The organism is Streptomyces sp. NPDC006309, from assembly GCF_040613095.1.
In the GTDB taxonomy this organism is placed as follows: Bacteria; Actinomycetota; Actinomycetes; order Streptomycetales; family Streptomycetaceae; genus Streptomyces.
Genome location: NZ_JBEXRO010000004.1, coordinates 1 through 26,312, shown reverse-complemented (window position 1 = coordinate 26,312; position 26,312 = coordinate 1). Strand labels below are relative to the sequence as shown.

The following is a 26,312-nucleotide window of genomic DNA, read 5'->3' as shown; positions in this document are numbered from 1 at the left end:
CGTGACCACTGTGACCAAGGAAGCCGGCGCTCCGGGACCGGCCGGTGCCGGTCCCCTGCTCTCGGTGCGGGACCTGCACGTCAGCTTCAGGACCGAGGACGGCGTCGTACGGGCCGTGGACGGGCTCTCCTTCGACGTGGAGCGCGGCAGGACGCTCGGCATCGTGGGGGAGTCCGGCTCGGGCAAGTCGGTGACGAACCTGACCATCCTCGGCCTGCACAACCCGATGTTCACCACGGTCGAGGGCGAGATCCTGCTCGACGGGCGCGAGTTGACCTCCGCCCGGGAGTCGGAGCTGGAGAAGCTGCGCGGCAACAAGGTCGCCATGATCTTCCAGGACCCGCTCACCGCACTGTCCCCGTACTACACCGTCGGCCGGCAGATCGCCGAGCCGTACCGGAAGCACACCGGCGCCTCGAAGAAGGCGGCCTGGGACCGGGCGGTGGAGATGCTCGGGAAGGTCGGCATCCCCCACCCCCGGGAGCGGGCGAAGGACTACCCGCACCAGTTCTCCGGCGGGATGCGCCAGCGCGCGATGATCGCCATGGCGCTGATCTGCGACCCCGACCTGCTCATCGCCGACGAGCCGACCACCGCCCTGGACGTGACGGTCCAGGCCCAGATCCTCGACCTGCTGAAGAACCTCCAGCAGGAGTTCGGCTCGGGCATCGTCTTCATCACCCACGACCTCGGGGTGATCGCCGACATGGCCGACGACATCATGGTGATGTACGCGGGCGGCGCGGTGGAGCGCGGGACCACCGAGGAGGTGCTGCGCGCACCCCAGCACCCTTACACCTGGGGCCTGCTGAACTCGATGCCGCGGCTCGACTCCGACCTGGGCGCCCAGCTGTCGCCGATCCCGGGCGCCCCGCCCTCGCTGCTCACCCCGCCGTCCGGCTGCCGCTTCCACCCCCGCTGCACCTTCCAGGACCGGGTGGAGGGCACGGGCCGCTGTGTGAACGAGCGCCCGACGGTGGGCCCCGGCCGGGCGTCGGCGTGCCACCTCACCACCGACCGGAAGCGGACCATCTTCATCGAGGAGATCAAGCCCCGACTGGGCTAGGTCGTCAGTCGTCCTAGGAGGACACCGTCATGAAAGAGGACCTGGTCCTCCCGGCTCCCGCCGAGCAGAGCGCCGGCCCGGAGGGGGAGCCGCTGCTCCGGGTCTCGGGGCTGGCCAAGCACTTCCCCGTCAAGGGCGGCTTCCCGATCCGGCGCACCATCGGTGCGGTGCAGGCCGTCGACGGCGTCGACCTGACCGTGTACGAGGGCGAGAGCTTCGGCCTGGTCGGTGAGTCGGGCTGCGGAAAGTCGACCACGGGCCGGCTGATCACCCGGCTGATGGAGCCCACCAGCGGCACGATCACCTACCGCGGCCGGGACATCAGCCGTGCGACGCGCAGGCAACTGGCGCCGATCCGCTCCGAGATACAGATGATCTTCCAGGACCCGTACTCGTCGCTGAACCCGCGGCAGACGGTCGGCAAGATCATCTCGGGCCCGATGGAGATCAACGGCATCAACCCGGAAGGCGGCCGTGAGGCGCGGGTCCGTGAGCTGCTGGAGACGGTGGGCCTCAACCCGGAGCACTACAACCGCTTCCCGCACGAGTTCTCCGGCGGCCAGCGCCAGCGCATCGGCGTCGCCCGCGCGCTCGCCCTGAAACCGAAACTGATCGTCGCCGACGAGCCGGTCTCCGCCCTGGACGTCTCCATCCAGGCGCAGGTCGTCAACCTGCTCCAGAAGGTGCAGCGCGAAATGGGCATCGCGTTCGTCTTCATCGCCCACGACCTGGCCGTCGTGCGCCACTTCTCGCAGCGCGTCGCGGTCATGTACCTCGGCAAGATCATCGAGGTGGGCGACCGCGACTCCATCTACGCCCGCCCGCGCCACCCCTACACCCACGCCCTGCTGTCCGCCGTCCCCGAGGTCAGCCTCACGGAGGGAGGGGCACCCCCGCGTGAGCGCATCCGCCTCGCCGGCGACGTGCCGTCCCCCATCTCCCCGCCCTCCGGCTGCCGCTTCCGCACCCGGTGCTGGAAGGCGCAGGACAAGTGCGCCACCGAGGAACCCCCGCTCGTCCAGATCGCCGGCAACCACGACGGCCACCTGACGGCCTGCCACTTCCCGGAGGACCCGACCATCGAGGCCCGGGACGAGGCCATCATCCTGGACCCTGCGCTGGCGGCGCTGGAGGAGGGGAAGCCCGGACAGCTGTAGGGGAGTGGCCCGCATCCGGCGCTGCGGGCGACGCTCGTACACCGTGTCCCGCCGGCCACGGACCCGCGTCCGCCACCGCGGTGACGACCCGGCAAGCTCAACGCCGCGCGTGGCGGATCTTCAGTCGTCCGAAGCCCATGGTCCCGGAGATCCGGATCCTCGGCCCGCCGGGGCGGGGATGTGGGTGGGGCTTGTGGAGTGTGTCCTTCCACCCGGTGTGCAGACCCTCGACGTCGACGGTCGCGTCGCGCGGCAACGTGATCCTGGCCCTGCCGGCACCGAGTTGCAGCTCGATGTCGACCACCGCATGCTCGATGACCGCCCGGGACAGGTCCAGGTGCACCCTGCCGAACGCGGACTCGATCTTCAGGCTCCGGGGTACCCGCCATACGCCGCGCCGACGGATCCGCCCGCCGGCGACGGCGATCGTGGACGTGGTGCCCGCGTTCTCCTCCGGGAGCGAGGCCAGCGCCGACATCAGCTCGCTGCGCGTCCTGAGGGTGAGCACCTGGTGGAGCCGTCCGTCCAGCTCCGCGTGCGCGATGTGCCCCTGGGCGTAAGCCTCCTGTAGGCGTCGTACCGCCGCCTCGCGGTCGTCCTCGCTGATCAGCGGCGTCCGGTCTTCCGGCAGAGGGCTCACGGATTCACTCCGCTGCCGGGCCGGGCGCGGCGGGCCACGGTGATGATCTCCGGGGCGGTGCCGGTGAGCGGCCCCCGCTCCCAGTCGCCGTACCGCTCGGTCACCGTCAGGCCCGCCTCCGCGAGGAAGCCGTCCAGGGTCCCGGTGTCCGGGAAGCGGAGGACGCCGTCGCGGACGCGGGGGGCCGGCCAGTGGGGGCCGGCGTAGGTCTCGGTGTAGCGGACGCGGTCCCGGTGCAGCCCGTCGCCCCGCACCTCGTGCCACACCCGCACGGGAGTGCCGTCGGCGGCGGTGACCTCACGCACCCGGTCCGGGGTCCACCGCTCCCAGGCGCGGGCGTCCGGATTGCGGGTCTCGAACACGAACCGCCCCCCGTCCCGCAGGGCGGCGCGCACGGCCCGCAGGCAGTGCCGGATCTGCTCGTCGGTCACCAGCTCCTGGAAGGCGTGGCCGGTCATGACGACGAGGTCGAACTCCTCCTGCCAGTGCCGCACCCGCACATCGCCGAGCACCCACTCGACATCGGGCCGGGTCCGCCGCGCCTGGACGAGCATGGCGGCGGCCGGATCGAGCCCCATCAGCCGGCCCCGGTGTCCCTCGTCCCGGGCCCGCCTCAGTAACTGCCCGGTGCCGCAGCCGATGTCCAGCACGGCCCCGGCCTCCCGCACCAGGCCGAGATAGAAGTCGTCACCCGGTCCCCAGGGGTTGAGGCTGTCGTACAGCGCGGCCAGCGAGAGATCGGCAAAGACGTGATCCACCACCGCGGCAGTGTGCCACACGATGCTGAACGGCGCGTCAGGAACGGGCAATATCCAAGTCACCCGCGCGCCACGGGCGTTGGCGCGGGCGGCCCTGTCGGAAGAAGGCCCGCACCTGGGGAGGTGCGGGCCTCGTCCCCTGGAGCGGACATTCATGGGCTCGGGTCAATGGGCCGGTGAAGGTCCGTTCCGCAAGGGGCGGCTGACGGAAAGGGGTGTGTCAGACCGCCGCCTCGGGGTCCTTGGAGAGGCGCGGGGCGGGGACGGTGTCCCCCGTCTCCGGGTAGTGGCACGCCGTCAGGTGGCCCGGCTTGTTGCCCTCCACCTGGACCAGCGGCGGCGCCTCCGTGGCGCACTTCTCGGTCGCCTTCCAGCACCGGGTGCGGAAGCGGCAGCCGGAGGGCGGGTTGATCGGGGACGGCACGTCTCCGACCAGCCGGATGCGCTCGCGCGGCTCCTCCTCCACCGTCGCCTCGGGGACGGCGGAGAGCAGGGCCCGCGTGTAGGGGTGGCGCGGGTTGTCGTACAGGTCCTCGCGGTCGGCGATCTCGACGATCTTACCCAGGTACATGACCGCGACGCGCTGCGAGAAGTGCCGCACGATCGCGAGGTCGTGGGCGATGAAGACGAACGCGATGCCCATTTCGCGCTGCACCTTCTGGAGCAGGTTGACGACCTGGGCCTGGATGGAGACGTCCAGGGCGGAGACCGGCTCGTCGGCGACGATCAGCTTGGGTTCCAGGGCGAGCGCGCGGGCGACGCCGATGCGCTGGCGCTGGCCGCCGGAGAACTCGTGCGGGAAGCGGTTGTAGTGCTCCGGGTTGAGGCCCACCGTCTCCAGCAGCTCGCGGACGCGGTTCTCGCGGCCGCCGGCGGGGTTGATGCCGTTGATCTCCATCGGACCAGAGATGATCTTGCCGACCGTCTGCCGCGGGTTCAGCGAGGCGTACGGGTCCTGGAAGATCATCTGGATCTCGGAGCGGATCGGCGCCAGGTCCCTGCGCCCCGCGTGCGTGATGTCCTGGCCGCGGTAGGTGATCTTTCCGCTGGTGGGCTCCATCAGCCGGGTGATCAGCCGGCCCGTGGTCGACTTTCCGCAGCCCGACTCACCGACCAGGCCCAGGCTCTCGCCCTCGGCGACCTGGAAGTCCAGTCCGTCGACGGCCTGCACCGCGCCGACCGTGCGCCGGATCGGGAAACCGCCCTTGATCGGGAAGTGCTTCGTCAGCCCCGAGACGTCCAGGAGGGGGTTCGTGTTGCTCATGTTCGTGAAGTCCGCTCTCGTGTCCGTCAGTTGTGCCGGGTCGCGGCGTAGTCGGGGAAGAGTTCCCGCTTCTGCTCCGTGGTGAGGTGGCAGGCCGAACCGCGGCCGTCGACCACTTCAAGCAGCGGGCGTTCACCCGAGCACCGCTCGCCGGCGACCTTGTCGGTGAAGGTGCACCGCGGATGGAAGCGGCAGCCCGACGGCGGGTTGAGCAGCGAGGGCGGCGAACCGGGGATCGGCGTCAGCGGCACGTCGACCGGCCCGGTCAGGCTCGGCATCGAGTTGAGCAGACCCACGGTGTAAGGGTGCTGGGGGTCACGCAGGACCTGCTGCTTGGTGCCGCGCTCCACGCACCGGCCGCCGTACATCACCAGCACGTCGTCCGCGATGTCGGCGATGACGCCGAGGTCGTGGGTGATGAAGATGATGGCCGTGCCGAACTCCTGCTGGAGGTCCTTCAGCAGGTCCATGATCTGGGCCTGGACCGTCACGTCGAGCGCGGTGGTCGGCTCGTCGGCGATCAGCAGCTCGGGGTCGCAGACCAGCGCCATCGCGATCATCGCGCGCTGGCGCATACCGCCGGAGAACTGGTGCGGGTAGTCGTCCACCCGCATGTCCGGCTGCGGGATGCCCACCCGGCGCAGCATCTCCACCGCGCGCTTGCGGGCCTCGGACTTGGAGGCGCCGGTGTGCTTGCGGTACGTCTCGCTGATCTGGGCGCCGACGGTGTGGTACGGCGACAGCGAGGCCAGCGCGTCCTGGAAGATCATGGACATCTTGTTGCCGCGCAGCCGCTCCAGCTCCCTCTCGGAGGCGGTGAGCAGCTCCTTGCCGTCCAGCACGATCTCGCCCTCGATCGCGGTGCGCTCGCGGTCGTGGAGGCCCAGGATCGTCAGGTTGGTGACGGACTTGCCGGAGCCCGACTCACCGACGATGCCGAGGGTCTGGCCCTTGGCGAGGTCGAAGCTGAGCCCGTCGACGGCCTTGACGATGCCGTCCTCGGTGGAGAAGTGGACCTTGAGGTCCCTGATGGAGAGGAACGGCTGCTGATCGGTGCTCGTCACGGGGACGCTCCTGGGGGGTGATGCGAGGTCGCCGGGTGGGGCGGGTGGGAAGGGACGGCGGGGGCGGAGGTCAGGCGAGCCGGATCCGCGGGTCGATCAGGGCGTAGACGGCGTCCACGATGATGTTGAAGAAGACGATGGCGCCGGCGGCCAGCAGGGTCACACCGAGCACCATGGGCAGGTCGCTCTGTTCCACCGACCGCACGGCGAGCTGGCCGACACCCTGGAGGCTGAAGACCTGCTCCGTGATGATCGCGCCGCCGATGAGCGTGGCGAGGTCGATGCCGAAGATGGTCACGATCGGACCCATGGCGCCGCGCCAGGCGAACCGGAAGAAGACGTTGCGGCGGGACAGGCCCTTGGCCCGGGCGGTGCGGACGTAGTCCTCGTTGAGCGTCTCGACCAGCTGGGAGCGCGTCATACGGGTGTAGTTGGCGGTCCAGATCAGGGCCAGCACCAGCCAGGGCAGCAGCAGGCCGGAGAGCCAGGCACCGGGATTCTCGGTGAGGGGGGTGTAGGAGGGGTTGTCGAGGATGTCGAGCTTGGCGACGAGGAAGTACATCGCGATGTACCCGACGAAGTAGATCTGCATCGACGACGCGACCAGCGAGGCGGAGCTGGCCGCCTTGTCCTGCCACTTGCCCTGCTTGACGGCGGCGGCCATGCCGGCGCCGACACCGAAGACCAGGAAGACGGCGGCGGAGCCGAAGGCGAGCGAGAGGGTCAGCGGAAGCCGGTCCAGGATGGTGCCGAGGACGGGCTCGCGGTTGGCGAAGGAGTAGCCGAGGCAGGGCGCGTTGCAGTGCCCGAAGCTCCCGTAGTCCCGGCCGACGAAGATGCCCTTGAGCCAGTACCAGTACTGGACCGGCACCGGATGGTCGATGCCCATGTTGTGCCGCACCTGCTCCAGAATCGGCTTGGTGCAGTTCTTGCCGCAGGACATCATGGCGGGGTCACGCGGGATGGCGTAGAAGAGCCAGAAGGTGACGGCGCTGATGATCAGAAGGATGACCAGCGCGCCGAAGGTTCGGCGGACAAGGAAGCGGAACATGGGGCGTGACTTTCCGGACGGGGCGCCGTCGCCGGTGTGAGGGGTGGGCCGGAGGGGGCGGCCGGGGTGGTGGCCGCCCCCCATGGGTCGGGCGTGACTACTTCTTGGCGTAGAGCTTGCAGAGCGCGACGCAGGTGTTGGCGCTGTCGTAGACGACGTGGCCGACCTTCGACCCGTACATCCAGTGGCGGATGGGGTGGTAGTCCGGCACGCAGCCCGCCAGTTCCATGATCTGGCGGTCGATGGCGCCCCAGGCGGCGTTGGCCTTGGCGGGGTCGGTGATCTTCGACGCCGCCTCGATCGCCTTGTTGACGCTCGTGTTGTCGAACTGCGACCAGTTCTGGCCGCCGTCGTGGATCTGGCTGCCGTCCCAGGTCGGGTAGAACTCCGAGTAACCGGCCGGCCAGTCCGGGCTCCAGCCCGCGGCGAACATGTCGTAGCCGTTGTCGAGCTTGCTGATCTGGGTGTAGAAGGTCGACTTGTCGACCTGCTTGTTGACCACCTGGAAGCCGGCCGCCTCCAGCGCGTTCTTGATCGCGATGGCCTGCTTCACCGAGTTGTCGGACTGCTGGTGGGCGATGACCAGCTTCTGGCCGATCTTGCCGGCCTCCTTCAGCAGGGCCTTGGCCTTCACCGGGTCGCCGCCGGGCTTCTGCGCCTTGCCGTACAGGTCGAACTTCTGGTAGCCGGGGGTCACCGGGCTGAAGACGGTGGTCGCCATCTCGGTCACGGACGCGCCGCCGCGGATGGTCTGGAGCTGCTGGAGCGGCCAGGCGTAGTTGATGGCCTGGCGGACCTTGACGTCCGTGATGCGCTTGGAGTTGATCGGCCAGTAGTAGGTGGCCGTGTCGATCGCGGTGAGGATGCGGCTCTTGTACTTCGCGTTGGTCAGGACCTGGGCGACGCGCTCGGGAGCGATCTCGTTGAAGATCGACATCGTGTACTGGTCGTTGCCGCGGTCCGAGATGTAGCGGTCGGTCGACGCCAGGTTCTGGAAGCCGAACTGGAAGACGAACTTGTCCGGGTAGGCGTTGCGGATCGAGTCGGTCTTCGGGTCCCAGTGCGCGTTGCGCTCGAAGGTCATCGACTTGCCGATCTGGCGGTCGGCGATCTTGTACGGGCCGCAGGACAAGGGGTGCTTGTCGTACTTCTCCTTGGTGTCGTGCTTCTTCGGCACCAGGGCGTAGCCGCGCATGGCCAGGGTGAAGTTGAAGTCACCGCGCGGCTCGTTGAGGTGGAAGGTGACGGTCTTGCCGGAGATCTCGACGGAGTCCAGGTGCTTGCCGCCGTAGGGGCCCTTGTAGCCCTTGCCGCCCTCCAGCCAGTTCTGGACGTAGCGCGGACCCTCGGTGATGAAGTCGGCGAAGATGCGCTCGAAGGTGTGGCGGACGTCGTCCATGGAGACGTCCGAGCCGTCCTCCCACTTCAGACCGTCCTTCAGGGTGAAGGACCAGGTCTTGCCGCCGTTCTTCATGGTGCCGGCGTCGGTGGCGAGGTCACCGACGAGGACGGCGCCGCCCTTGTCGTCGATCTTGTAGCCGGTCAGACCGCGCAGGATCGGGACCGTGATCGCGGCCTCGGTGGAGGAGTAGATCTGGGCGGGGTCCAGGTGGTCCATGTCGAACTGGTCGAGGGAGTAGATGGTGCCGCCCTTGACCGCACCCGTGACCTCGGGCGCGGGACCGGTCGAGTCGGCCTTGGTGCCGACCGCGATCTCGGTGGTCTTGCTGCCGCTGACCGAGGGGGCCTTGCCCTCCCCCTTGCCGCCGCTGTCACCACTGCTACAGGCGCTCAGCACGGAGGTGGAGGCCGCGGCCACACCGGTGGCGATCAGGAAGTTTCTACGCGAAAAAGACATGCTGAGCCTGCCTATACGGGTCAATTCGGACGGTCGGAGCCAGCCGGACATCATCGAACCGGGCCGGGTGGAACGGGGCGCTACCGCCTGGACTTGGGGTCGAGGGCGTCGCGTACGGAGTCCCCGAGCAGGTTGAAGGCGAGGACGAAGAGCACCATCGCCAGACCCGGGAAGAGCATGAAGGTGATGTCCTCGGTGTAGAACTGGGAGCCGCGGGCGATCATGACGCCCCAGTCGGGGGTGGGGTCGATCATGCCGACACCGAGGAACGCCAGGCCCGCCTCCGTGGTCACCAGGGCCGGCAGCAGGAGCGTGGCCTGGATGATGATCGGCGTCCAGAGGTTGGGCAGCAGTTCCTTGAACACGATGCGCATCGGTGACGCGCCCGTGACCTTGGCCGCCTCGACGAACTCCCGCTCGCGCAGGCTGAGGACCTGGCCGCGCAGCAGACGGGCGATGGACGCCCAGCCGAAGAACGTGAGGACCACGATCAGGGCGGTGGCGCGCAGTGAGGCCGGGATCTCCTCGTCGGCGGCGACGAACAGGCCGTAGACGACCGGCAGGAAGGCGATGAAGAACAGCGTGGACGGGAACGACAGCAGGATGTCGATGACCCGGCCGACGAGGTAGTCGATCCGGCCGCCCAGGTAGCCCGCGGTTACGCCGATCACGACACCGAAGAGCACGGTGAGCAGGGTGGCGGCGAGTGCGAGCCCCAGCGAGTTGCGGATCGCGTACAGCAGGAACGTGAACACGTCCCGGCCCAGCTGCGGCTCGACGCCGAACCAGAAGTCCGAACTCATGCCGCCGTTGGGACCCGAAGGGTAGGCGAACGGGTTGAGCAGGCTCGGGTCCTGGCTCGCGTAGGTGGTGTAGGGGTTCTTGCCGTACAGCTTCGCGATCAGCGGTGCCGCGATGCCGATCACGAAGAAGAAGATCACGATGTACGCGGATATGACGCCCGTCTTGTCACGCTTGAAGCGCTTCCAGGCAAGCCGTCCCGGAGAGCGGCCCTCGCTGCCCTTCGAGATGTCCGAAGTGGTCGACTTCGTGACGGTCTCGTCGGTCACCTCAAGCGGGGCAGCCGCGGATGGAGTTGGGGGGGTCATGGTGCTCCTGGCCCAAGCGAGGGTCTGATGACTCCGCAGGGCGCTCCCCTACGGGCTACGCCGGACTTTTTCAACGCAATTCATTCAAGGTCAATAAATTCTCGGTCGGCTTGGGTTTCTCTTTACTTTCTTTGCCTGTACTTGGTCATTCCGTAGCTACGCGGGTAGCGCCCCGTAATCAATCCGTGCTTCACATCGGACTATTCGGACTAAACGGCTAATGAGTTCGATATGCGGACGGCGGAGTATCGAAATGCGTACATCGCCGCGTGCGAATCCAACGTTTCCGCATCGTTGCGCAGAGATCCGTTGCACTCCACACGCAAGATCATCAAGGCGGCGGACGCGGCGTGCCTGCATTCGGATGACCTGTACGGCCAAAGGGCCCTCAATCCGACTGAGGATGTGCAAGGTCGGTAATACCACCTGATATTAGCTTTTACCGGATCGGTGTTCATGTGAGGAGGCACGCCCATGCGGGGAACCGCCCGTACCCGAGGGGCCGCCTGCGCGGTCGCGGTGGTGGTGGCGCTCGCCGCCGCGGGCTGCGGGGGCGGCGGCTCGGCCGGCGGCACCGGCGGCGCCGTGCTCAGCTCCTCCTGGGGAGACCCGCAGAACCCGCTGGAGCCGGCCAACACCAACGAGGTGCAGGGCGGCAAGGTGCTCGACATGATCTTCCGGGGTCTGAAGAAGTACGACCCGAGGACCGGCAGGGCCACCGACATGCTCGCCGAGTCCATCCACACCGGCGACTCGCGCACCTTCACGATCACAGTGAAGGACGGCTGGACCTTCTCCGACGGCGAGAAGGTGACCGCCCGCTCCTTCGTGGACGCCTGGAACTACGGGGCGAGCCTGCGCAACAGCCAGAAGAACGCCTTCTTCTTCGCCTACATCGACGGGTACGACAAGGTCCACCCCGCCCACGGCAGGCAGAGCGCCGACACCCTGGCGGGTCTGAAGGTCGTGGACGAGCGCACGTTCACCGTCCGGCTCAACCAGAAGTTCTCCGCCTTCCCCGACACCTTCGGCTACCCGGCCTTCGCCCCGCTGCCCCGGACCTTCTTCACCGACCACGCGGCCTGGCTGGCGAAGCCGGTCGGTAACGGCCCCTACGCCGTCGAGTCCTACACGAAGGGCTCGCAGATGTTCCTGCGGAAGTGGGACGGCTACCCCGGAGCCGACAAGGCGCTCAACGGCGGGGTGACCCTGAAGGTGTACACCGACAACAACACCGCCTACACCGACCTGATGGCCGGCAACCTCGACCTCGTGGACGACGTGCCCGCCGCCCAGCTGAAGAACGTCGGCAGCGACCTCGGCGACCGCTACCTCAACACCCCGGCCGGCATCATCCAGACCCTGTCCTTCCCCCACTACGACAAGGCGTGGAACCGGCCGGGCTCGGAGAAGGTCCGCACGGGCCTGTCCATGGCGATCAACCGCCGGCAGATCACCGAGACGATCTTCAACCGGACCCGCACCCCGGCCACCGACTGGACCTCCCCGGTGCTCGGCCCGGCCGGCGGCTACAAGGCCGGGCTGTGCGGCAGGGCCTGCGAGTACCACCCGGACGAGGCCAGGAAGCTGGTCAAGGAGGGCGGCGGCATCCCCGGCGGGCAGGTCAGGATCACCTACAACGCGGACACGGGCTCGCACAAGCAGTGGGTGGACGCGGTGTGCAACTCCATCAACAACGCCCTGGGCAACGGCAAGGCCTGCGTCGGCAACCCCGTCGGCACCTTCGCCGACTTCCGCAACCGGATCGGCCGGCACGAGATGACCGGCCCCTTCCGCGCGGGCTGGCAGATGGACTACCCGCTGATCCAGGACTTCCTCCAGCCGATGTACTACACCGACGCCCCCTCCAACGACGGCAAGTGGTCCGACCGGGACTTCGACAAGCTCGTCGACCGGGCCAACGCCGAGACGGACCAGGCCAGGGCCGTGCAGCTGTTCCAGCAGGCCGAGGAGGTCGTCCGGGACCACATGGCCGCCATCCCGCTCTGGTACCAGAACGGCAGCGCCGGCTACTCCCAGCGGCTGTCCGGCGTGGCGCTGAACCCCTTCAGCGTCCCCGTGTACAACGAGATCAAGGTCAGCTGAGCCGCGATGGGGCGCTACGTCCTGCGGCGACTGCTCCAGATGATCCCGGTGTTCATCGGCTCCACCCTGCTGATCTTCCTCATGGTGAACGTGATGGGCGATCCCGTCGCGGGCCTGTGCGGCGAACGACAGTGCGACCCGGCGACGGCCGCCCAGCTGAAGCAGGAGTTCGGGCTCGACCAGCCCGTCTTCCCGCAGCAGTACCTCGCCTACATGGGGAGGGTCTTCACCGGCGACTTCGGTACCGCCTTCAACGGGCAGAAGGTCACCGAGCTGATGGCGACGGCGTTCCCCGTCACCATCCGGCTCACCGTCGTGGCGATCCTCCTGGAGGTCGTCGTCGGCGTCACCCTCGGCGTGCTCAGCGGCCTGCGGCGCGGCCGGCCCGTCGACACCGGCGTGCTGCTGCTGACCCTGGTGGTGATCTCCGTACCCACCTTCGTCACCGGCCTGGTGCTCCAGCTGCTCCTCGGCGTCAAGTGGGGCTGGATCAGGCCCTCCGTCTCCCCGGACGCCGGCTTCGGCGAGCTGTTCGTGCCGGGCCTGGTCCTCGCCTCCGTCTCGCTCGCCTACGTCACCCGGCTGACCCGCACCTCCATCGCCGAGAACAAGCGCTCCGACTACGTCCGCACCGCCGTCGCCAAGGGGCTGCCCCGGCGCCGGGTCATCACCCGGCACCTGCTGCGCAACTCCCTGATCCCGGTGGTCACCTTCATCGGCTTCGACATCGGCGCGCTGATGGGCGGCGCGATCGTCACCGAGCGCATCTTCAACATCCACGGCGTCGGCTACCAGCTCTACCAGGGCATCCTGCGGCAGAACACCCAGACGGTCGTCGGCTTCGTGACCGTGCTCGTCCTCGTCTTCCTGGTCGCCAACCTCCTCGTCGACCTGCTCTACGCCGTACTCGACCCGAGGATCCGCTATGCCTGAGCAGCCGTACGAGCCCGAGCGCGCCATCGCCGGCACCGGCATGGGCGGCGCGATGGACCTGGGCGCGAGCGAGGCCGCCACGCTGGAGCGGGCCCCGGACGGCCCGGGCGGCGGCCCGGAGCGCACCGGGCCGGTCGGCCGGCCGCGCTCCCTGTGGTCCGACGCCTGGCGCGACCTGCGCCGCAACCCCGTCTTCCTGCTCTCCACCCTGGTCATCGTCTTCCTGGTCGTCATCTCCGTGTGGCCCTGGGCGATCACCTCCGGCAACCCCCTGACGTGCGACCTCGCCAAGGCCCAGGAGGGCGCCCAGCCCGGCCATCCCTTCGGCTACGACGGCCAGGGCTGTGACGTCTACACGCGCACCGTCTACGGCGCCCGTACGTCCGTCACGGTCGGCGTGTGCGCCACGCTCGGCGTCTCCCTGTTCGGCTCGGTGCTCGGCGGACTCGCGGGCTACTTCGGCGGGAGATGGGACGCGGTGCTGTCCCGGATCACCGACGTCTTCTTCGCCATCCCGGTCGTCCTCGGCGGTCTCGTCCTCCTCTCCGTGGTGACCAGCAATACGGTCTGGCCGGTCATCGGGTTCATGGTGCTGCTCGGCTGGCCGCAGATCTCCCGCATCGCGCGCGGTTCGGTCATCACCGCCCGGCACCACGACTACGTCCAGGCCGCCCGCGCCCTCGGCGCATCCGACTCGCGCATCCTGCTGCGGCACATCGCGCCCAACGCGGTGGCCCCGGTCATCGTCGTCGCGACCATCGCGCTCGGCACCTACATCGCCCTGGAGGCGACCCTGTCCTACCTCGGCGTCGGCCTCAAACCGCCCAGCGTCTCCTGGGGCATCGACATCTCCGCCGCGTCCCCCTACATCCGCAACGCCCCGCACGCCCTGCTGTGGCCCTCGGGCGCCCTCGCCGTCACGGTCCTGGCCTTCATCATGCTCGGCGACGCGGTCCGCGACGCCCTCGACCCGAGGCTGAGGTGACGCCGTCGTGCTGCTCGAAGTGACGGACCTGCACGTGGAGTTCCGGACCCGGGACGGGATCGCCCGCGCCGTCAACGGCGTCGGCTACCGCGTGGACGCCGGTCAGACGCTCGCGGTGCTCGGCGAGTCCGGGTCGGGCAAGTCCGTCACCGCGCAGGCCGTGATGGGCATCCTGGACACGCCGCCGGGGCGGATCACCGGCGGGCGGATCCTCTTCCAGGGCCGGGACCTGCTGACGCTGAAGGAGGAGGAGCGGCGCAGGGTCCGGGGGAGCGAGATGGCGATGATCTTCCAGGACGCGCTGTCCGCCCTCAACCCGGTCATGACGGTGGGGGACCAGCTGGCGGAGATGTTCGTCGTCCACCGCGGGATGCCGAAGAAGGACGCCCGGGCCAGGGCGGTCGGGCTGCTGGACCGGGTGCGGATCCCGGCCGCCGCCCAGCGCGCCCGGGACTACCCCCACCAGTTCTCCGGCGGGATGCGCCAGCGCGTCATGATCGCCATGGCGCTGGCGCTGGAACCGGCGCTCGTCATCGCCGACGAGCCGACCACCGCCCTGGACGTCACCGTCCAGGCCCAGATCATGGACCTGCTGGCCGAGCTGCGGCGCGAGTACCGCATGGGGCTGATCCTGATCACCCACGACCTGGGCGTGGTCGCGGACGTCGCCGACCGGATCGCGGTGATGTACGCCGGGCGGATCGTCGAGTCGGCGCCCGTGCACGACCTCTACAAGGCCCCCGCCCACCCCTACACCCGCGGCCTGCTGGACTCCGTGCCCCGCCTGGACCGGAAGGGCCGGGAGCTGTACGCCATCAAGGGCCTCCCGCCGAACCTGACGCGCGTCCCGCCGGGCTGCTCCTTCCATCCGCGCTGCCCGATGGCCCGGGACGTGTGCCGCACCGAGGTGCCGCCGCTGTACGAGGTGTCCGAGGAGCGGCGCAGCGCCTGCCACTTCTGGCGGGAGTGCCTGGATGGCTGAGCCGATCCTCGAGGTCGGCGGCCTCGTCAAGCACTACCCGCTCACGCGGGGCGTCCTGTTCCGCAAGCAGGTCGGCGCGGTGAAGGCCGTCGACGGCGTCGACTTCACCCTCGCCAGGGGCGAGACCCTGGGCATCGTCGGGGAGTCGGGCTGCGGCAAGTCGACGGTGGCGAAGCTGCTCTGCAACCTCGAACGGCCCACGGCCGGCACGATCCGGTTCAAGGGCGAGGACATCACCCGGCTGTCCGGCCGGGCCCTGAAGGCGGTCCGCCGCAACATCCAGATGGTCTTCCAGGACCCCTACACCTCCCTCAACCCCCGGATGACGGTGGGCGACATCATCGGGGAGCCCTACGACATCCACCCGGAAGTCGCCCCCAGGGGCGACCGGCGCCGCCGGGTGCGGGAGTTGCTGGACGTGGTCGGCCTCGACCCGGACTACGCCAACCGCTATCCGCACCAGTTCTCCGGCGGGCAGCGCCAGCGCATCGGCATCGCGCGCGGGCTGGCGCTGCGTCCCGAGGTGATCGTCGCCGACGAGCCGGTGTCCGCGCTGGACGTCTCGGTGCAGGCCCAGGTGATCAACCTCCTGGACCGGCTCCAGTCGGAGTTCGACCTCAGCTACGTCTTCATCGCGCACGACCTGTCGGTCGTCCGGCACATCTCCGACCGGGTCGCGGTCATGTACCTGGGCCGGATCGTGGAGACCGGCCGCGACACCGAGATCTACGGCCATCCGACCCACCCCTACACCCAGGCCCTGCTGTCCGCCGTGCCCGTGCCCGACCCCGAGGCCCGCGCGCAGCGGGCGCGGATCATCCTCACCGGTGACGTGCCCTCGCCGACGGACGTCCCCTCCGGCTGCCGCTTCCGCACCCGCTGCTGGAAGGCCCGGGACCGCTGCGCCCGGGAGGTCCCGGCGCTGGCGGTCCCCGCGGTCTTCCGGGACATCTCCGGTCCCGCCGCCCACGCCTCGGCGTGTCATTTCGCGGCGGAGGCGGTGCCGGGGGAGCGGGTGGGGCCGGGCGAGCCGGTGGGGCCGGGGGCGAACGGCGACGGGCCGGGGTGACATCGCGCACCCCGGCCCGTTTACGGCACCCGCACGGCCGTACGCTGTTCAGCCTCCCGTGTCCGTATATCGGTGCCGCTTCCGTCAAGTTGCCTGCGTGTTAACCCCGTTCACGAGGGTTGGCCCGGCTGCGGCAGGGAGCGTCGGAGGAAGTCCAGCTGGAGCCGGAGCAGGTTCTCCGCGACCGTCTCCTGCGGGGTCATGTGGGTCACGCCGGACAGGGGGAGCACCTCGTGCGGGCGGCCCGCGGCCAGGAGGGCGGAGGACAGGCGCAGGGAGTGGGCGACGGCCACGTTGTCGTCCGCCAGCCCGTGGATGATCATCATCGGGCGGTGCGGCTCGGCCGGGGCGACCAGACCCGCGTCGTCGATCAGCGAGTTGCGGCGGTAGACCTCCGGCTGCTCGTCCGGGTGGCCGAGGTAGCGCTCCTGGTAGTGGGTGTCGTACAGCCGCAGGTCGGTGACGGGGGCGCCGACCACCGCCGCGTGGAACACGTCCGGGCGGCGCAGCACCGCGAGGGCCGCCAGGTAGCCGCCGAAGGACCAGCCCCGGACCGCCACCCGGCCCAGGTCGAGCGGGTACCGCCCGGCCAGGCCGTGCAGCGCGTCGACCTGGTCCTGGAGCACCACGTCCGCCAGGTCGTCGCGGACCGCCTTCTCCCAGGCCGGCGAGCGGCCCGGGGTGCCCCGGCCGTCGGCGACGACCACCGCGAAACCCTGGTCGGCGAACCACTGGGAGGTCAGATGGGCGTTGTGCGCGGCGACGACCCGCTGGCCGTGCGGGCCGCCGTAGGGGTCCATGAGCACCGGCAGGGGAGTGTCACCGTGGTAGTCCCGTGGCATAAGCACGGCGCACGGAATTCGGCGTGCGCCCCCCTCGGTGAGGGACACCCGCGGGGACAGACCGGGATGTTCGGCGTACGAGCGGACAGTCAGTGCCGGTTTTCCGTCAGCCAGCACCTGGACCCGGGTGCCCGGCCGGTCCAGCGCGGTGGACACCAGGACGGTCACGCCTCCGGAGCGCACCGCCCCGTGCACGCCGGGCTCCTGGGACAGCCGTTCCAGACCCAGTTCGTTCACCCGGTACACATGGACTTCGCCAATCTCGGGCGACTGGGCCTCCGGACCGGAAGAGGCGGAAACCAGTACGTCGTCCGCACCCACGTCCAGTACGGCCCGGATGTGCAACTGAGCGCTGGTCAGCGGTCGTTCGCCGACCGTCAGGACCCGCGCGCCGCCCTCGTCGGCGATCCGGACGAGATGCCCGGACGGGCTCCAGCAGGGCACTCCGGCGAAAAGTTCCAGCCAACTTGGATCTTCATCGGCGTGCACCATCCGCGTGGCGCCCGTGTCCGGGTCCACCGCCAGGAACAGCTGGCTGCGCTGGTCCCGCGCCTGGACGAGCAACAGCGGCGCACCCGCCTCTGACCAGTGCACTCGCGCCAGATACGGGTAGCGCGACCGGTCCCAGGAGACCTCCGTGCGCGCCCCGTCCAGCCCGTACACGAACAGGCGTACGTCGGCGTTCGCCGTGCCCGCCGCCGGGTATCTGACAGGGAGCGGCTCGCGCTCCGGGTGGGCCGGATCCGCGATCCACCACCGCCGCACCGGCGTGTCGTCCACCCGCGCCACGAGCAGCCGGTCCGACCCCGGCGCCCACCAGAACCCCCGGGAGCGGGTCATCTCCTCGGCCGCGACGAACTCCGCGAGGCCGTAGGAGACCTCCGCCGACTCCGGCTCGGCCAGCGCCCGATCACCGTCGCCCCGGGCGTCCACCACCCGCAGCGCCCCCCGGGCGACGTACGCGATGTGCCGTCCGTCGGGCGAGGGGCGGGGGTCGATCACCGGTCCCGGAACGACCAGTTCACGCGCCTCGGCGGTCCGCAGCCCGGCCGTGAAAAGCCGCCCTGACAAGGCGAAAGACGCCAACTCCAGGGCGCCGTCGGTGGCATAGCCGACGATGCCGGCGCCGCCCTCCCGGCTGCGCTCGCGGCGGGCCCGCTCCTCGGCCGACAGCTCTTCACGGGCGCCCCGCAGGAGCGCGTGCGGATCGGCCGCGAGGCGCTCGGCGCCGCCCGGCAGATCCAGGACCCACAGGGAGTTGGCCCGGTCGGTGCCGGAGCCGGAGCGCAGGAACGCGACACGTGAACCGTCGGGCGCCACGCTGAAGGCACGCGGCGCGCCGAGCGTGAACCGCTGGGTCCTGGCGTGCCGACGGGGGAAGGAGTCAGCCTCGGTCGTCATACCCCGACCATATTGGCCATGCGCCCCCTTGTGCGGCCGTGCGCCGAGCGATGCGCGAGCACGGATAGTTATGATCACTACCGCTGTGTGGGTATGAACCTGCTGGCGTCTGCATGGAGTTGCTCTACACCGCCCGCGTCCCTGGGATATTTGGAGGTGAGCCGCCGTGGCACTCTCGATTTCGGCGGTGGTGCTGCTGGCGATCATCGTTTTCCTGCTGGTCAAGAAGTCAGGGCTGAAAGGCGGCCACGCGCTCGTCTGTGTCCTGCTCGGCTTCTATCTCGCCTCCTCGACCGTCGCGCCGACGATCAGCGAGCTGACCACCAACGTCGCCAGCATGATCGGCAGCATCAAGTTCTGACGGCGGTTGTCGCGGGCACCGGCGCGGAGCCTCGTAGGGTGGTCCCATGACGGAACTGCCAGCGCGGCGTCTGCTGCTGGTGCACGCGCACCCGGACGACGAGTCGATCAACAACGGCGCGACCATGGCCCGGTACGCCGCCGAGGGTGCCCATGTGACCCTGGTCACCTGCACCCTCGGGGAGCGCGGGGAGGTCATCCCGCCGGAGCTGCGGCAGCTGACCGGTCCCGCGCTGGGAACCCACCGGCGCGGCGAGCTGGCCGCCGCGCTCGGCGCGCTCGGCGTCACGGACGCCCGGCTGCTCGGCGGCGCCGGGCGCTACGGCGACTCCGGGATGATGGGCATCGCCGACAACGACGACCCCGGCTGCTTCTGGCAGGCCGACGTCGACGAGGCCGCCGGTCACCTCGCCGAGGTGATCCTGGAGGTCCGCCCGCAGGTCCTCGTCACCTACGACGACAACGGCGGCTACGGCCACCCGGACCACATCCAGGCCCACCGCGTCGCCATGCGCGCCGTCGAACTGGCGGACGAGCGAGGACACCGGGTCGCGAAGGTGTACTGGAACCGCGTCCCCCGCTCCGTCGCCGAGGCCGCCTTCGCCCGCCTCCACGACGAGCTGCCCGCCCTGCCGTTCGGCGAGGGCGCGGCCGTGGACGACGTACCCGGCGTCGTGGCCGACGAGCGGATCACCACCACGGTCGACGGCACCGCGTACGCCGCCGCCAAGGCCGCCGCGATGCGCGCCCACGCCACCCAGATCGAGGTGGCCGAGCCGTACTTCGCGCTCTCCAACGCACTCGCCCAGCCCCTGTTCACCACCGAGTACTACGAGTTGGTCCGCGGGAGCGGGCAGCGCGGCGAGACCGACCTGTTCGCCGGGGTCGAGGAGACGGCATGAGCGACACCCGACCGGGCTCCCTGCTCGCCCAGCCGCTGCGCCCGCCGTCCGCCGGGCGGGCCGCCGCCCACGCCGGCCTCTTCCTGCTCGGCGCGGTCGTGGGCCTCGCCGGCGCCCTGGTCCAGGCCGGCTGGTTCCCCGGCGGACTGCTGCTCGCCCTCGCGGGCGCCGGCGGACTGTTCCTCGGCGGGGCACACGCCACCGGCGGCCGGGGCGGAGCGGTCGCGCCGGTGGCCGGCTGGATCGTCGCCGTCATCCTGCTCACCACCTCGCGCCCCGAGGGCGACTTCCTGTTCGGCGCCGGCGTCGGCTCGTATCTCTTCCTGCTCGGCGGCATGGCACTCGCTGTGATCTGCGCCACCGTCGGCTTCGGACGGCAACCCGGTGGCGGCTCCGCCCGACTTGGCAAGTGACGTACCACTTCGCCGTGGGCCGCGGGTGCGGGTCCGGTGGGGGTTTAGTCAGCGGTCATGGGATACGCGCCAGAAGTGGCCAGTATGGTGGTGCGCGCCGCCGAGCCTCCCCCAAGCGCTCGACCTCGTTCGTGCCGGGGGACCCTCACCGCGCAGTGAGGTCGTAACGGGCGGCGGAGCCAACCGGGAGAACCTGCCTTGAGTCGTGAAACTGACACTCCGTCCTCCGGGCCCAGCGGGCGCGGCGGAGCCGCATACCCCTCCGGCACGCCGCCGTACGGGACCCCCTTGGCTCCCGACGACGCCACGGGCGCGGGCCGTTCGGGCACGCGGCCGGAGGAGAAGAAGACCGAGACCACGCTGACGACCCGGATCCGGATCAACATCCCCGGATCGCGGCCCATCCCGCCGGTCGTGATGCGCAAGCCCGTCGGGGACGGCGAGAGCGCCGGCGAGGACCAGCCCGCAGCCGAGCCGGTTCCCGCGGCCGAGCGGACCCCCGCCGGTCCCGCCGAGGCCCCGGCCGAGCCCACGGCCCCGGGGGACGACAAGACCAGCGACTGGTTCGCGCCCCGCAAGTCCGCGCCCGGCAAGGGCGCTCCGGGCGGCGGCGGCACGAACGGCGCCGGGATGCCCGGCGGTTCCGCCGCGCCCACCGCCGCCCCCGCGGCCCCCGGTGTGCCGGCCGCCCGTACGGGTGGTCCGGGCGCGCCCGGCACGGCCGGTACCACCGGCGCACGTCCCGGCGGCGGCCGTCCCGGCGGTGTGGTCGGCTCCATGAGCGTGCCGGGCGCCCGCTCCGGCGGCACCAACGGCAAGGGCCTGCCCGGGGCGACGGGCGGCCCCGTCGCTCCCGGCCACGGCGGCGGTACCGGCTCCTTCGACGTCACCGAGGCGCTGACCGCGGGTCAGGCGAGCGGCGGCTCCCGCCCCGGCCCGTCCGGCTCCGGCGAGCCCCGCCGCGACGACCTGCCGTACTTCGCGGAGAACGGCACCCAGGACGGCTACGGCGGCGCCGCGGGCCCGGGCGGCGCGAGCGGCCGTGACGGTTACGGTGGCGCCGGTACGGCGGGCGCGAGCGGCCGGGACGGCTTCGGCGGTGCTCCGGGCGCGGGCGGTGCGGGTGGGCACGGCGGTCCCGGTGGCCCCAGCGGCTTCAGCGGTCCGGGCGGGCACGGCGGCCCCGGCGGCCCGCAGAGCCCGGCCGGCCCCACCAGCGGCCCGGCCACCGGTGACGGCACCCTCGTCCCGCGGGCCGGTGAACCCTTCGACGGCCCGTCCGGTCCGGCCGGCCCCGCCGGAGCGGGTGGTTACGGCACTCCGGGCGGTCAGGGCACCCCGCCCGCCCGCAGCGCCCTCGCCGGCCTCGACGGGCCCGCCGGCCCGGGCGGTCCCGGTGGCCCGCGGGCCACCCCCGGCGGTCCCGCGGGGCGCGGACCCGGCGGGCTCAGCGACGACACCGCGATCCTCACCCCGCAGAAGCCGGCCCCGGAACCGGGCACGCCCGGCTACCGTTCACCGGCCGCCGACAACGTCTCCGGACACACCGTCACCAGCGGCATCCCGGTCGTCCCCAGCACCGGTAAGTCCCCGTTCGGCAGCCACGGCGACGGCGGCACCGCGGCGCCCGCCGCGCCCCGGCCGCAGCCGGCCCCCGCGCCCAAGGCGGCGGCCCGGCCGAAGAAGAAGGGCCGCAGCAAGCTGGTGCTGCTCGCGGTCGGTGTGATCGTCGTCGCGGGCGGTGCCTACGGCGCCGGACTGCTGATGAACCACACCGACGTGCCCAAGGGCACCACCGTGCTCGGTGTCGACATCGGCGGCGGCACGCGCGACGAGGCCGTCAAGAAGCTGGACGACGCCTTCGGCAGCCGGGTGAACAAGCCGCTGAAGCTGGCCGTGGGCGGCCGTACGGTCGCCCTCACCCCCGAGAACGCCGGCCTCCAGTTCGACTACCAGGCCACGGTGAGCGAGGCCGCCAAGAGCGACTACAACCCGGTCCACGTGGTCGGTTCCCTGTTCGGGCAGAAGCGTGTGGTGCAGCCGGCCATGCCGGTGGACGAGGAGAAGCTCCAGGCCGCCCTCCAGCAGGCCGGCGGCGGCTCCGGCTCGGTCACCGACGGCACCATCAGGTTCGACCACGGCCGGGCGGTCGCCGTCTACGGCAGGCCGGGCAAGGCCATCGACGCCGCCCGGTCGACCCAGGCGGTCGAACAGGCGTACCGCACCCTGGTGGAGACGGGCACCGCGTCGTCGGTCGGCGTGCCGACGACCACCAAGGAGCCGACGGTCCCGAACGCCGAGGTCGACCGGATGATGAAGGACTTCGCGAAGCCGGCGATGTCCGGGAACGTGACCGTGCAGACGGACGCGGCGCACGTGGTCCCGATGAGCCCGCAGAACTCGCTGTGGAAGTTCCTCAGGGTCACCGCCGTCGACGGCAAGCTGGTCGACAAGCCCGACCTGGCCGCCCTCAAGCAGTTGTACGGGCAGGCCTTCGACGGGGTGCTCATCACCCGCGGCAACGGCAAGAAGACGCCCGTCACGCCCGAGGACGTCTACGCCGCCCTGCGCCAGGCCCTCATCAGCAGGACCAACCGGGTCGCGGTGATCGACACCAACCCCAGCTAGCCGCCGTCACCCCGGGGCGCCCCCTGCCGGGGCGCCCCGGGGGCCGTGTCATCCGGGCCGCATGACATCTGTCATCCGGCACACAGGACCCGCGGCACTGCCGGGCCCGGTGCCCTCTCCGCCAGCATGGACGGCATGACGACGACAGCGGCGCCGGCCACCACCACCCCGGTGGTCGGGTTCGACCAGGTGACCAAGACATACGGGAGCGTGCGGGCCGTCGACGGCCTCTCGCTGCGGCTGTACCCGGGCGAGACCGTCGCCCTCCTCGGCCCGAACGGGGCCGGCAAGTCCACCACCCTGGACCTCCTCCTGGGCCTCAAGCAGGCCGACACCGGCGCGGTGCGCCTGTTCGGCACCAGCCCGCGCGAGGCGATCGTCGCGGGACGGGTCGGGGCCATGCTCCAGAGCGGCGGGCTGATGGACGAGGTCACCGTCGCCGAGCTGGTGAAGCTGGCCTGCTCGCTGCACCCGAGGCCACACCCGGTGGCCGACGTGCTCGCCCGGGCGGGCGTCACGCAGATCGCCGGCCGCAAGGTCGACAAGCTCTCCGGCGGCCAGGCCCAGCGCGTCCGGTTCGCCCTCGCCACCGCCGGCGACAGCGACCTGATCGTGCTGGACGAGCCGACCACCGGCATGGACGTCTCCGCCCGGCAGGCGTTCTGGGCCACCATGCGCGAGCAGGCCGACCAGGGCCGTACGGTCCTCTTCGCCACCCACTACCTCGAAGAGGCCGACGCCATCGCCGACCGGGTGCTGGTGCTGCACCGGGGCCGGCTCCTCGCCGACGGCACCGCCGCCGAGATCAAGGCCCGGGCCGGTGCCCGCCGGGTCTCCTTCGACCTGGCGGGCGAGATCGACGAGAGCGCCCTGCGCGCCCTGCCGCACCTCACGTCCCTGGACGTGTCGGGGCAGACCGTCCGCATCCAGTCCGCCGACGCCGACGCGACCGTCCACGCCCTGTACGGCCTCGGCGTCTACCCCCGCAACCTCGAAGTCGCCGGCCTCGGCCTGGAGCAGGCCTTCGTCGCCATCACCGCCGCCGAGGAGGCGAAGCAGTCGTGAACAGCCTGATCAGACTGGAACTCACCCGCGCCCTGCGCAACCGCAAGTTCCTGTTCTTCTCCGTGATCTACCCCTCGGGCCTGTTCCTGTTGATCGCGGGCAACGCCGACAGTCACACCAAGATCGACGGCACGGGCCTGACCCTGCCGACGTACATGATGGTCTCCATGGCGTCCTTCGGCGCGCTGACGGCCGTCCTGATGGGCAACAGCGAGCGCATCGCCAAGGAACGCGAGAACGGGTGGGTACGGCAGCTGCGGCTGACCACCCTGCCCGGGCGTGGGTACGTCCTCGCCAAGACCGCCGGCGCGGCCGTGGTCAGCCTGCCGTCCATCGTGATCGTCTTCGTGGTCGCCGCGGCGGTGAAGGACGTACGGCTGGACGCCTGGCAGTGGCTGGCGCTGAGCGGCGCCATCTGGGCCGGCAGCCTGGTCTTCGCCGCGCTCGGCGTCGCCATCGGCTACCTCGCCAGCGGGGACGCGGTCCGCCCGATCACCATGATCACCTACTTCGGGCTGTCCATGCTGGGCGGTCTCTGGATGCCGACGACCACCTTCCCGCAGTGGCTCCAGGACATCGCCGAGTGGCTGCCCACGCACGCGTACGCTTCCCTCGGGCGGGCGATCGAACAGAGCCAGACCCCGCACGCCCGCGACATCGCCGTCCTCGCCGTCTCCTTCGTGCTCTTCGCGGGCGGCGCGGCCTGGCTGTACCGGAAGGACACGCTGAAGGCGTGAGCGCCATGACGGAAGACCGGCAGGCAGGAAGCGCGCGGCCCGCCCCCGTGGGCTGGCCGCCCCGCAACCGGCGCGAACTGCTGGTCAAGACGCTGTGGATCGGGGTCTGGCTGGTGTTCCTCAGCTCCCCGGTCGGCGACCTGGTCCACGGCGACCACAGCACCGGCGCCAGGGTGGCCGGCTCACTGGGCCTCACCGCGTTCGTGGGGGTCTACCTGACGCTGGTCTTCCGCAACATCGGCCGTCCGTTCGCCCCACGCGTCGTGCTCACGCTGGGCGGGATCCTCGGTGTCCTCGCCCCCGTGCTGGCCCTCACCCTCGGCGGCGCCTGGCTGGGTCTGTTCGTCTACCTGTCGGTCGCCTGGGGGGCCACCCTGCCGCTGCGGGCGGCCTACTGGGCCATCCCGGCCTCCGCGCTGGTGATGTACCTGATCGGCTTGCGCTCCGACGAGAACGAGGCGCGGGGGCTGCTCCTGCTGGTGCTGCTCATCGGGTTCGCGATGACCGGCGTCGGCCAGCTGGTGCGCACCACGATCGAGCTGCGCAAGGCCCGGGCGACCGTCGCCCAGCTGGCCGCGAACGAGGAGCGCCTGCGCCTCGCCCGCGACCTGCACGACCTGCTCGGCCACTCGCTGTCGCTGATCACGCTGAAGAGCGAGCTGGCCGGCCGGATGCTGCCCGGCCGGCCCGACCAGGCGGCCCAGCAGGTCGCCGACATCGAACAGGTCAGCCGGCAGGCCCTGGTCGACGTCCGGGAGGCCGTCACCGGTTACCGGCGGCCCCGGCTCGCCGCCGAACTCGCCGGTGTCCAGGTCGCGCTGACCGCCGCCGGAGTCACCGCCGACCTGCCCGCCGAACCCGACCTCACCGCGGTTCCCGAGGAGGCCGAGTCCGCGCTGGCCTGGGCGCTGCGCGAAGCGGTCACCAACGTGGTCCGGCACAGCGGTGCGGACCGCTGCGCCGTCCGGCTGCTGCGCCGCGAGACCCTGGACGGGGCGGTGCTCGAACTCTCCGTCGAGGACAACGGAACGGGCGGTTCCGGCGCGGGCCCCGGCAACGGCCTGGCCGGACTGACCGAGCGTCTGGAGAAGGCCGGCGGCAGCCTGGAGGCGGGCCGGGTCAGGCGCGGGTTCCGGCTCGTCGCCCGCGTGCCCACGGCCGGCGCGGCGGACGTAGGATCCGGGGCATGACGAGCAAGATCAGAGTCCTGCTGGCCGAGGACCAGTCGATGGTCCGCGAGGCGCTGGCGGCACTGCTCGGCCTGGAGGACGACATCGAGGTCGTCGCCCAGGCCGCGCGCGGCGACGAGGTGCTCGCGGCCGTCGGCGCGCACGGCGTGGACGTCGCCCTGCTCGACATCGAGATGCCCGGCTGCACCGGCATCGAGGCCGCCGCCCAGGTCCGCCGCGCACATCCGCGGGTCAAGCTGGTCGTCCTGACCACCTTCGGCCGGCCCGGCTATCTGCGCAGCGCCATGGAGGCGGGCGCCGACGCCTTCCTCGTCAAGGACGCCCCGGCCGCCCAGCTCGCCGAGGCGGTCCGCCGGGTGCTGGCCGGGGAACGGGTGATCGACCCGACCCTGGCCGCCGCCGCGCTCGCCGACGGCGCCAACCCGCTCACCGAGCGGGAACGCGAGGTGCTCCGCGCGGCGGCCGACGGCTCCACCAACGCCGAACTGGCGCGCGCCCTGCACCTGTCCCAGGGCACGGTCCGCAACTACCTCTCCACCGCCATACAGAAGCTGGCGGTGCGCAACCGCGCGGAGGCCGTGCGGATCGCCCGGGAGAAGGGCTGGCTGTGAGGGCCCCCTCCGGGTGACGCCGGCACTAGGCCGTGTCGTCGAACTCCCGCCTGCTCCACGACGCCATGCACGCACTCTCGCCGCACCGGGCCCCGACCCGAGTACGTCCAGTACGAGAGTC

Annotated in this window: 23 protein-coding genes; 15 read left to right on the top strand and 8 right to left on the bottom strand. The window is 71.0% G+C overall.

The genetic code is table 11. The annotated features are described in order from the left end of the window. The first annotated feature begins 1 nt into the window (after position 1). Positions 2 to 1,066, top strand: coding sequence for an ABC transporter ATP-binding protein (locus tag ABZ117_RS07150; RefSeq protein WP_356818227.1), 1,065 nt, complete (start codon positions 2 to 4; stop codon positions 1,064 to 1,066). 29 nt (positions 1,067 to 1,095) lie between these two features. Then, complete coding sequence (locus ABZ117_RS07145; protein ID WP_356818225.1) at positions 1,096 to 2,223, top strand: dipeptide ABC transporter ATP-binding protein; 1,128 nt, start codon at positions 1,096 to 1,098, stop codon at positions 2,221 to 2,223. 97 nt (positions 2,224 to 2,320) lie between these two features. Here ABZ117_RS07145 and ABZ117_RS07140 read toward each other — a convergent pair whose 3' ends face one another. The 7 genes from ABZ117_RS07140 to ABZ117_RS07110 form a co-directional block, all read right to left on the bottom strand. Beyond that, the gene (locus tag ABZ117_RS07140) at positions 2,321 to 2,863 is read right to left on the bottom strand and encodes a DUF1707 domain-containing protein (protein WP_356818224.1); all 543 of its coding nucleotides are present in this window, start codon (positions 2,861 to 2,863) and stop codon (positions 2,321 to 2,323) included. Continuing rightward, positions 2,860 to 3,624, bottom strand: coding sequence for a class I SAM-dependent methyltransferase (locus ABZ117_RS07135; RefSeq protein ID WP_356818222.1), 765 nt, complete (start codon positions 3,622 to 3,624; stop codon positions 2,860 to 2,862). The genes ABZ117_RS07140 and ABZ117_RS07135 overlap by 4 nt, the downstream gene beginning before the upstream one ends. 217 nt (positions 3,625 to 3,841) lie before the next feature. Beyond that, positions 3,842 to 4,885: a dipeptide ABC transporter ATP-binding protein gene (locus ABZ117_RS07130; RefSeq protein ID WP_356818220.1), complete on the bottom strand. Its 1,044-nt coding sequence runs from the start codon at positions 4,883 to 4,885 to the stop codon at positions 3,842 to 3,844. A 26-nt stretch (positions 4,886 to 4,911) separates the two neighbouring features. Continuing rightward, entirely contained in the window at positions 4,912 to 5,949 is a 1,038-nt protein-coding gene (locus ABZ117_RS07125; protein ID WP_356818219.1) for an ABC transporter ATP-binding protein, read from the bottom strand. 70 nt (positions 5,950 to 6,019) lie between these two features. After that, positions 6,020 to 7,000: an ABC transporter permease gene (locus ABZ117_RS07120; protein WP_356818217.1), complete on the bottom strand. Its 981-nt coding sequence runs from the start codon at positions 6,998 to 7,000 to the stop codon at positions 6,020 to 6,022. Positions 7,001 to 7,097: 97 nt separating this feature from the next. Further along, entirely contained in the window at positions 7,098 to 8,858 is a 1,761-nt protein-coding gene (locus ABZ117_RS07115; RefSeq protein ID WP_356818215.1) for an ABC transporter substrate-binding protein, read from the bottom strand. Between the two features lie 80 nt (positions 8,859 to 8,938). Beyond that, positions 8,939 to 9,928, bottom strand: a complete 990-nt coding sequence (locus tag ABZ117_RS07110) for an ABC transporter permease (RefSeq protein WP_356818213.1) — start codon at positions 9,926 to 9,928, stop codon at positions 8,939 to 8,941. A 513-nt stretch (positions 9,929 to 10,441) separates the two neighbouring features. Between ABZ117_RS07110 and ABZ117_RS07105 the strand changes: the two genes are divergently transcribed. Genes ABZ117_RS07105 through ABZ117_RS07085 form a run of 5 tightly spaced genes read left to right on the top strand, consistent with a single transcriptional unit; the run spans position 10,442 to position 16,042 of the window. Then, a complete protein-coding gene (locus ABZ117_RS07105; RefSeq protein WP_356818211.1) occupies positions 10,442 to 12,073 on the top strand; it encodes an ABC transporter substrate-binding protein in 1,632 nt (543 codons plus the stop codon). Between the two features lie 6 nt (positions 12,074 to 12,079). Then, positions 12,080 to 13,006, top strand: a complete 927-nt coding sequence (locus tag ABZ117_RS07100) for an ABC transporter permease (RefSeq protein ID WP_356818209.1) — start codon at positions 12,080 to 12,082, stop codon at positions 13,004 to 13,006. Continuing rightward, on the top strand, positions 12,999 to 13,991 hold the full coding sequence (locus ABZ117_RS07095; protein ID WP_356818207.1) for an ABC transporter permease: 993 nt from the start codon (positions 12,999 to 13,001) through the stop codon (positions 13,989 to 13,991). The genes ABZ117_RS07100 and ABZ117_RS07095 overlap by 8 nt, the downstream gene beginning before the upstream one ends. Before the next feature lie 7 nt (positions 13,992 to 13,998). Further along, complete coding sequence (locus ABZ117_RS07090; protein ID WP_356818205.1) at positions 13,999 to 14,973, top strand: ABC transporter ATP-binding protein; 975 nt, start codon at positions 13,999 to 14,001, stop codon at positions 14,971 to 14,973. Then, positions 14,966 to 16,042, top strand: a complete 1,077-nt coding sequence (locus ABZ117_RS07085; RefSeq protein WP_356818203.1) for a dipeptide ABC transporter ATP-binding protein — start codon at positions 14,966 to 14,968, stop codon at positions 16,040 to 16,042. Before ABZ117_RS07090 ends, ABZ117_RS07085 begins: the two co-directional genes overlap by 8 nt. Positions 16,043 to 16,152: 110 nt before the next feature. Here the strand turns inward: ABZ117_RS07085 and ABZ117_RS07080 are convergent, their stop codons facing one another. Then, positions 16,153 to 18,285 carry a prolyl oligopeptidase family serine peptidase gene (locus ABZ117_RS07080; protein ID WP_356818202.1) on the bottom strand — a complete coding sequence of 711 codons (2,133 nt, stop codon included), beginning with the start codon at positions 18,283 to 18,285 and terminating at the stop codon, positions 16,153 to 16,155. Positions 18,286 to 18,451: 166 nt separating this feature from the next. Between ABZ117_RS07080 and ABZ117_RS07075 the strand changes: the two genes are divergently transcribed. From ABZ117_RS07075 to ABZ117_RS07040, 8 genes are all read left to right on the top strand, one after another. Then, on the top strand, positions 18,452 to 18,646 hold the full coding sequence (locus ABZ117_RS07075) for a hypothetical protein (RefSeq protein ID WP_356818200.1): 195 nt from the start codon (positions 18,452 to 18,454) through the stop codon (positions 18,644 to 18,646). 46 nt (positions 18,647 to 18,692) lie between these two features. Then, positions 18,693 to 19,547, top strand: coding sequence for an N-acetyl-1-D-myo-inositol-2-amino-2-deoxy-alpha-D-glucopyranoside deacetylase (gene mshB / locus ABZ117_RS07070; protein ID WP_356818198.1), 855 nt, complete (start codon positions 18,693 to 18,695; stop codon positions 19,545 to 19,547). Further along, a complete protein-coding gene (locus tag ABZ117_RS07065) occupies positions 19,544 to 19,960 on the top strand; it encodes a DUF6113 family protein (RefSeq protein ID WP_356818196.1) in 417 nt (138 codons plus the stop codon). Before mshB ends, ABZ117_RS07065 begins: the two co-directional genes overlap by 4 nt. Positions 19,961 to 20,158: 198 nt before the next feature. Further along, positions 20,159 to 22,588 (top strand): hypothetical protein, encoded by a 2,430-nt coding sequence (locus ABZ117_RS07060; protein WP_356818194.1) that lies wholly within the window; start codon positions 20,159 to 20,161, stop codon positions 22,586 to 22,588. Between the two features lie 135 nt (positions 22,589 to 22,723). After that, positions 22,724 to 23,653: an ABC transporter ATP-binding protein gene (locus ABZ117_RS07055; RefSeq protein ID WP_356818192.1), complete on the top strand. Its 930-nt coding sequence runs from the start codon at positions 22,724 to 22,726 to the stop codon at positions 23,651 to 23,653. Further along, positions 23,650 to 24,390: an ABC transporter permease gene (locus tag ABZ117_RS07050; protein WP_356818190.1), complete on the top strand. Its 741-nt coding sequence runs from the start codon at positions 23,650 to 23,652 to the stop codon at positions 24,388 to 24,390. The genes ABZ117_RS07055 and ABZ117_RS07050 overlap by 4 nt, the downstream gene beginning before the upstream one ends. A gap of 5 nt (positions 24,391 to 24,395) precedes the next feature. Next, positions 24,396 to 25,580, top strand: coding sequence for a histidine kinase (locus ABZ117_RS07045; RefSeq protein ID WP_356818805.1), 1,185 nt, complete (start codon positions 24,396 to 24,398; stop codon positions 25,578 to 25,580). Next, a complete protein-coding gene (locus ABZ117_RS07040) occupies positions 25,577 to 26,191 on the top strand; it encodes a response regulator transcription factor (RefSeq protein ID WP_356818188.1) in 615 nt (204 codons plus the stop codon). Before ABZ117_RS07045 ends, ABZ117_RS07040 begins: the two co-directional genes overlap by 4 nt. Positions 26,192 to 26,312 lie beyond the last annotated feature (121 nt).

Bases quoted from the DNA above. Each gene is read 5' to 3' on its own strand.
- ABZ117_RS07145 (WP_356818225.1), top strand. From the start codon at position 1,096: ATGAAAGAGGACCTGGTCCTCCCGGCTCCCGCCGAGCAGAGCGCCGGC.
- ABZ117_RS07130 (WP_356818220.1), bottom strand. From the start codon at position 4,885: ATGAGCAACACGAACCCCCTCCTGGACGTCTCGGGGCTGACGAAGCAC.
- ABZ117_RS07120 (WP_356818217.1), bottom strand. From the start codon at position 7,000: ATGTTCCGCTTCCTTGTCCGCCGAACCTTCGGCGCGCTGGTCATCCTT.
- ABZ117_RS07115 (WP_356818215.1), bottom strand. From the start codon at position 8,858: ATGTCTTTTTCGCGTAGAAACTTCCTGATCGCCACCGGTGTGGCCGCG.
- ABZ117_RS07105 (WP_356818211.1), top strand. From the start codon at position 10,442: ATGCGGGGAACCGCCCGTACCCGAGGGGCCGCCTGCGCGGTCGCGGTG.
- ABZ117_RS07100 (WP_356818209.1), top strand. From the start codon at position 12,080: ATGGGGCGCTACGTCCTGCGGCGACTGCTCCAGATGATCCCGGTGTTC.
- ABZ117_RS07095 (WP_356818207.1), top strand. From the start codon at position 12,999: ATGCCTGAGCAGCCGTACGAGCCCGAGCGCGCCATCGCCGGCACCGGC.
- ABZ117_RS07085 (WP_356818203.1), top strand. From the start codon at position 14,966: ATGGCTGAGCCGATCCTCGAGGTCGGCGGCCTCGTCAAGCACTACCCG.
- ABZ117_RS07080 (WP_356818202.1), bottom strand. From the start codon at position 18,285: ATGACGACCGAGGCTGACTCCTTCCCCCGTCGGCACGCCAGGACCCAG.
- mshB (WP_356818198.1), top strand. From the start codon at position 18,693: ATGACGGAACTGCCAGCGCGGCGTCTGCTGCTGGTGCACGCGCACCCG.
- ABZ117_RS07065 (WP_356818196.1), top strand. From the start codon at position 19,544: ATGAGCGACACCCGACCGGGCTCCCTGCTCGCCCAGCCGCTGCGCCCG.
- ABZ117_RS07055 (WP_356818192.1), top strand. From the start codon at position 22,724: ATGACGACGACAGCGGCGCCGGCCACCACCACCCCGGTGGTCGGGTTC.
- ABZ117_RS07045 (WP_356818805.1), top strand. From the start codon at position 24,396: ATGACGGAAGACCGGCAGGCAGGAAGCGCGCGGCCCGCCCCCGTGGGC.
- ABZ117_RS07040 (WP_356818188.1), top strand. From the start codon at position 25,577: ATGACGAGCAAGATCAGAGTCCTGCTGGCCGAGGACCAGTCGATGGTC.